This window comes from Streptomyces sp. NPDC001508, from assembly GCF_040298665.1.
GTDB lineage: Bacteria > Actinomycetota > Actinomycetes > Streptomycetales > Streptomycetaceae > Streptomyces.
In genome coordinates, this window is record NZ_JBEPAP010000130.1 from 1 (window position 1) to 5,105 (window position 5,105).

The window sequence follows — 5,105 nt, forward strand, 5'->3', positions numbered from 1 at the left end:
GACACCCGGCGATCGCCGCTGCCCGCACCCCGCAGAAACACCCGGAACCCGCCCGACACCCTTGATCAGAATTCACGCGGTGGATCGAGGCTCAGCGGTCTACGAGGGAGGGCTTACCACGTTGGGCTCGTTCCTCGGTGCCGAGGCATCCAAGCCCAAAGGACAGGGACGATGCGACTCGGCCTGGGTATGGAGCACCGCAATCTGGATGACTGTCGAGGCTAAGTCCGAGCAGCACTCCGACGGCCTTTTGCCACTCCACGACATCCGACAGGCGAACACCCAGCTCGATCAGCTGGCGGCGGATCGCTCCATGGATCACCCGCCCGCTGGCAGTCCGGCGATCATCGTGTCGGATCGCCTCACCGTCGACCCTCAGCACGCCCACGCCGCGAACCCGAACGTCTACCTTGCCTCGACCGAGATCATCCAGCAGATCGCTGGCGACATCTCCACTGTGTGGAGCGACCTGCTCACCAGCGCGACTGGAATTCCGGCAGAGCAGACACTGCGACATTACGTCCGCTCGGTGATGACGGAACACGGGTGCCTGCCGAGTCAAGTCATCGACCGTCTCACGCAGAACCGGATCCGTCCGGGCGACTGAGAGTGCGAGCGTAAGTCCGACCGCCAGCGGCCGTCTCTGCCCTGGCGCGGAGGCGGCCCGCTGCACGACGGCCCACCGGTGCCCCGCGGGGCAGTTTGCCTCACGGTACGACGCACGCATCAGCCCGAGCCCCGCGCGACGATTCGGCGGCCTACTATCGGTCAACTCCCATGCCTGATGGCCAGATTGATCCTGGTCACGGCCCGAACCGCAGGTAGCCTTACCGAGCCCTGGAGTCTTCTGCTATTCGCCAGACCACACCAGAAAGGGGGCGAGCTGCCATGCCCGACTTCACCCCGACCCCGGTTGATATCTCGGCGGGCTGATCCATGCCGTACGCCCCTTGGGTCTTCGCCATCCTCGCCAAGATGCCGCCGGATGACCCCACGCTCACGTACGACGACGCGTTCAAACCGGTCACCGGTGGTCCTATCGACTGGGGGCTGGTCGATGACTTCCTCGATGCCGCAACAGCCGCCGGCATCGAATGGCTTGACCCGTGGTTCGTCCACCCGTACCGCAGGAAGCCCGAAGGCGCCTTGATCAGGTGTAGCCACGGCGACGGCACCGAAAGCCTGTGGACCGGCGTACACATCGCACACCACCAGCCGCCCACGTCCACCCCGACATGGGGCGACGCCATTTGCTGGACCTTGACGAGCATGACCGCTCTGTCGAAGGGAATTGCAACGATCCGCCGCTCTGCCCGTGGCCCCGTCGGTGTCCCCGCCGCCGAATACGAGTCAGATCATGACCCCGAGGAGACCAAAGAGGTGAACCCGGAGGAGCACGTGCCCGAGGGAGGAGCGGCCCCGGAGGTAAACATCCCGAACGAGGCGGAAGGCGAAGGGGTCGCGTCTGAAGGCGGGCCGCCCCCGACCCGGCAGAAGCTTGGAAAACGGCAGTACAGCGGCTGGGTGAGCACCATCCTCACCCATCTCGGAGAAGCCTCAGACGCACCATTCGAGGGAGATATCGGATGGGGTAATATAGCTGATTTCATTGACATTGCCCACGAATCCGACATTGAATGGCTATGGGATTGGAAGGTCCTAGCGTTCTGGGAATGCGAAGGTTTTGATCGGGCAGGAGGAGGGTCCTTGGCTCGACGTAAAGAGCGCCCACTACAACCTTCATTCTCCCTCGGGGAAGATCTCCATCGCGCAGGCTGTCGCCCGCTTCGCTAATGCTGAGCACGGCGGCATCGTCGTAATCGGTATGCGCGGCAAGAAAGGTCTCGGCGGTGAGACCATTACCAGCATCTGTCCAGTGCCAGTGGATGGTCGGACGCTCCGCAGCTATCAAACCGCGATCGAGCAACATTTGTATCCACCGCCGGACTATCTCGACATCGAGGTGGTGTCAACTGATGGAGGGGGCCTGGTAGTTCTCCATATCCCTCCACAGCCTGAGGAGCACAAGCCGTTCCTTGTCCACGGAGCGATCGTGGATGGGAAGGTTGAGGGCGCCTTCATCAGCATCGTTCGGCGTCGTGGTGAATCGTCGATCCCGATTACCGCTCCAGCAGTGCACGCCACCTTGGCAGCCGGCCGGGCGCTCCTTCGGCGCGGGGAGCTACCTCAGGATCCAGGATGACCATCACCGTCCCGCACAGCACGACGGCCGCAGCGGGGCCGCTCCAGGGAAACTACTGTCCAGTCTGCGGCGGTTGTACGCCCGTGAGCTTGTGGGCGTGCTCGGCCAGGAGCTGGACCCGCGCGGTGTGGCCTACTACCAGTCCACCCACGCCGACGCCGCGGCGCTCGACGGCAACCACAACACCGCCACCAGAGCCCTGAACGCCTCCCAGACCCAGATCGAACGCACCGCCAGCGCACCCCCGCCGCAGGATCGCAGGACCGCCCCTCGAACATCTGTTGGCCCCTCCCTATGACGAGGGGGTCCCCGACTGGCGCAACAGCACGTCCGCAGGGAGGGGCCTGAATGACCTAGCTGGCGCCAGCTGCTGACCTCCAGGAGCGGCGAGATGTACCGGCCGCTGATGATCAGGCTGGTGTCTCGCGAGACATAGTGATTGTGGAGAACACTTCGCACGCTAGGCAGGCTCACGACCGCTCGGCAGGGCGACAACGGGGCTACGGGGCCGGTCTCGGTCACCGCGGAGCTTCTTGGGCGGTGCTGGCCGCGATGCCGAACTCAGCCGACAGTTCGACGATGCCCGGCACCCGGCTGCCACGCGGATAGGTCCCGTCGGCGATCCGCTTGCTGATGATCTCGGCCACCTGCCGCCACACGGGGCGGGAACGATCAAGCTCACTCACCCCGCGAACGAATGACCACGGTGTCCCGCACTACCGGTGTAGTTCCGCCTGCCGTCGCCCGGTCCCCGTGGGCCCACCCTCGTCGGGTGTGGCCTCATCATGGCGAGCGAGATAGAGGTATCGATCTTGCATGCCGAGGTGGAAGCACCCCCAAAGAAGGCCCTCGGTTCCCGTCCCCCTCCTCGCACTCTCTTCAGAAGAGCCGCGCCCTTGGACTAACGAGTCTCGCTGTTCCCAATGAGCAGTTCGCCGGTGGCAGACAGGAAAGATCCACGAACTACTGGCCAGTGCGCACTGTGACATGCCAATCTAGACGACCGTGCCGGTAGCGCTGCAGGTCAAAGTGATGATCGACTCGACCGGCGGGGCTGCGCCGCTCGGTCGGGCGCATCCTTGTGTTGGCGGAATATGAGGCCGGGGCGGAAATCTTCGCCCGTCTCTTTGCTTTCCCGCTCGGGTGCTGCAATCGATCCCCATCGCCCTTATTTTCCGGACCGGAGGATTCCGTGGTGCCTTCGGAAATGACCGTAGGAGACCTCATCGACAGGCTGTCCGCATGTGATCGGGCCGCGCCGGTGCGTCTGGCGATGAACCCGTTTTTCCCGATGTCGCACCGTGTGGCAGACGTTTTCGAAGCCCGTGGCGAATTGGGGCGGTCGGTGGTCTACCTGGCCGAGAGCCGGGATCCCGAAGGCCAGCTCGGTGTCCTGCCTCCTGAGGTGGCCGTTGCCCTTGCCTGGCAGGCGCCTACAGAGACGCCGCCGCGTCGGCCGCGCCGCGCCGCTCGCAGACGGTAGACGCGCAGCACACATCCGACCCGCTTGGAGGCGCCCATGTACCCCGATTCGCCACTCGACTCCGCCGGCCCGAGCGGCCGTCCGCCCGCGTACTGGGTCGGCCCCCGGCATCTGGCTGGAGACGACGGACGTCTGTATGACGCCGTCGCCGACACACTGACCCGCCTGGGCTGGACGAGCCTCACGATCGTCCGGGGCCGTCGAGAGCCGGACGAGGCGCCGGGGGAGCAGCAGGTCCTGCGCAGCACCGTTCTGCACATCAGTCCTGACTCTCTCCGGTGGGCACAATGGCTCCTGCCAGACGAGCCGTTCCGCTTGGGCGATCGACCGATAGCCTGGCAGGTGTCGGCTCGCGACGCTGCGAGCAGCCCACTCGCTCAGTGGTCGGCCTACTTCACATCCGAAGTCCCGGGTGAGGTTCTCTCCGACTTCCTCATCGCCCTGGACGCGCGCGAGCGACCTGCCGTTCCATTTGCCGGCCCTGAGCTGGTGCTCGATGTGGTCATCTCGCATGGTTGGGTCCGCCACCCTGATCAGCCCGACCGCCTTGCGGCGGACACGACCTTCAGCTCCCAGATCAATTTCGGTGAAGTTCCGCCTCTCATCCAGGATGCCGACCCGCGCAGCCTGTGGGTGGAATTGGAGGAACCGGGACCGTCGGGATGGCAGGCGTGGGCCGAGCCCACCCCAGGCACCTACTTGTGGGCCGCGTCTTTCAGCCCCAGCGTGCCCAACGACCTCGTCGCAGCCTTCGCTGCCTCCCTCAGCTCCGCCGCACCGGTCCGGCGCCGGCTGTTGCCGGAGAGCACGCGGAACCTGTTGCTGCGCGCCCCGGCCGGATGAGCCGTCCGGGCCGTCCCTGCCCTGCCGGCCTGGCGCCCCCGCTCCATGAAGTCGGGCTTCGTGTTGCCGATCTCGTGTCGACTTCGGCCGTACCACGGCCGGTTCGCCAGATGTGCCACGGCGCCCTCGCCTTGTGGCCGAGGGCGCCATGGTGTGTGTCGGCGTCACCTGTGTGCTGTCGCCTTGGTGAGCGCTGTTTTGACGTGGCGGTCGACGAGAGCGGGAGAACCGTAGACGACTACCAGCATGGTCCCGACCCGGACCGCGGTCTGCTTGACGATGGTGTCCTTCCCGCCGGCGGACAATGTGAGGAGTTGGCTCCATCGTTCGTCGCCGAGCTGAGGCGTGTTCACCTCGTGTGTGGCAATGTCGACTGTCGTGCTGCCGACGAGTACTTGGTAAGCCGGGCAGTCGACCATGGCGTCGAAGCTGCGCCTGGTGCCGTGCGAGAACTTTTCGGCGGTATCGCTGTACAGGTCCTCTGAGCCTCGATCCACCGCGTGAATTCTGATCAAGGGTGTCGGGCGGGTTCCGGGTGTTTCTGCGGGGTGCGGGCAGCGGCGATCGCCGGGTGTC

At 65.3% G+C, this 5,105-nt stretch carries 7 protein-coding genes and 1 pseudogene; 6 read left to right on the plus strand and 2 right to left on the minus strand.

All coding sequences use genetic code 11. From position 1 onward, the window contains the following. From ABT245_RS45495 to ABT245_RS45510, 4 genes are all read left to right on the plus strand, one after another. A partial coding sequence (locus tag ABT245_RS45495; RefSeq protein WP_351746947.1) for a hypothetical protein occupies positions 1-607 on the plus strand: 607 nt, incomplete at its 5' end. Positions 608-936: 329 nt separating this feature from the next. Then, a complete protein-coding gene (locus ABT245_RS45500; protein ID WP_351746963.1) occupies positions 937-1,794 on the plus strand; it encodes a hypothetical protein in 858 nt (285 codons plus the stop codon). Further along, complete coding sequence (locus ABT245_RS45505) at positions 1,685-2,203, plus strand: ATP-binding protein (protein ID WP_351746950.1); 519 nt, start codon at positions 1,685-1,687, stop codon at positions 2,201-2,203. Before ABT245_RS45500 ends, ABT245_RS45505 begins: the two co-directional genes overlap by 110 nt. A gap of 73 nt (positions 2,204-2,276) precedes the next feature. Further along, on the plus strand, positions 2,277-2,501 hold the full coding sequence (locus tag ABT245_RS45510; RefSeq protein WP_351746952.1) for a hypothetical protein: 225 nt from the start codon (positions 2,277-2,279) through the stop codon (positions 2,499-2,501). A gap of 220 nt (positions 2,502-2,721) precedes the next feature. On the opposite strand, the gene ABT245_RS45515 is transcribed toward ABT245_RS45510, so the two are convergent. Then, entirely contained in the window at positions 2,722-2,889 is a 168-nt protein-coding gene (locus ABT245_RS45515; protein WP_351746955.1) for a GntR family transcriptional regulator, read from the minus strand. Between the two features lie 521 nt (positions 2,890-3,410). Here ABT245_RS45515 and ABT245_RS45525 point away from each other — a divergent pair. Further along, positions 3,411-3,686: a hypothetical protein gene (locus tag ABT245_RS45525; RefSeq protein ID WP_502982328.1), complete on the plus strand. Its 276-nt coding sequence runs from the start codon at positions 3,411-3,413 to the stop codon at positions 3,684-3,686. Positions 3,687-3,710: 24 nt separating this feature from the next. Next, positions 3,711-4,529, plus strand: a complete 819-nt coding sequence (locus ABT245_RS45530; RefSeq protein WP_351746958.1) for an SPDY domain-containing protein — start codon at positions 3,711-3,713, stop codon at positions 4,527-4,529. A gap of 164 nt (positions 4,530-4,693) precedes the next feature. Here the strand turns inward: ABT245_RS45530 and ABT245_RS45535 are convergent. Then, positions 4,694-5,105 (minus strand): annotated as a pseudogene (locus tag ABT245_RS45535) (hypothetical protein); the annotation flags it as partial.